Genomic DNA, 779 nt, shown 5'->3' with positions numbered 1-779 from the left:
AAATATTACAGAGCAACTTGTATCTAAGAGTAAAAAAAAGGAAACGACGGTAAAACCTCTTTGGGAATTTGAGGATAAGAATACCTATGCGAGGAAACGAGTAAAAGACCGCGGGTTCAGCTACGAATTTAATCGTATTCCCAAACAGGTACAAGATGAATTAGACCAATCTATTCAATCTATTATTAATGCATATTATTCAACAATGAAGGCAATGTAAGAAGATATGTAAAAAAGTGGAGTTGCCACGCTATAAGGTGGTTATTGGAGAGTTTTATCTCTAGAAAGTAAAACCCCCAAAATCTTCTCTATCTTGGCGGACTGAGGAAAGATTTTGAGGGCTCAACGTAATTCTGTCAGGAAAAGGTTAGCTTCCTGATAGGGAGTATAGAATTATGCAAAACAAAATTCAACTCCTTATGTGCTACATAAGCGCAAAAAAGGATGGATAATATAAAAAGGACGGTGATGACCAGTTCTATTGGTAAAATTCATCGACATTTTGCGCCAAGATTTTTAGGTCAATTACCGAAATTGGTGCCTGTGCGCCGCTTTGCGGCGGCGTTAAAGCGTCACGATTGGAACCGAAACCCCCATATTTATCAACTGCGATACAGTCGAAAGCAACGGATATCCGTGCGTTCAGAGCGTCGCGAAACCTTTGATGCGTTAGCAATGGCCATGATTGCCTATGCGGATTACAACCCTGAAAGTGATGCGCTCTTTGAAGTGATGTGTTCAGTGGAAAAATTGGCGGAGCTGTGTGGTCAGTTGTACCG

At 40.7% G+C, this 779-nt stretch carries 1 protein-coding gene and 1 pseudogene; both read left to right on the top strand.

Going from position 1 to position 779, the window contains the following annotated elements; all coding sequences use genetic code 11:
• Positions 1-220 (top strand): ParB family protein (locus ACIPUA_RS17960; protein WP_449059943.1); only part of this gene is annotated, 220 nt, incomplete at its 5' end.
• Positions 221-468: 248 nt separating this feature from the next.
• Positions 469-779, top strand: a pseudogene (locus ACIPUA_RS17955) (RepA family replication protein); the annotation flags it as partial.

The sequence above is a fragment of the Providencia sp. AGC89 genome (assembly GCF_053543535.1).
Note: the sequence above shows the minus strand (reverse complement) of the source record. Positions and strands in the feature narration are given on the sequence as shown.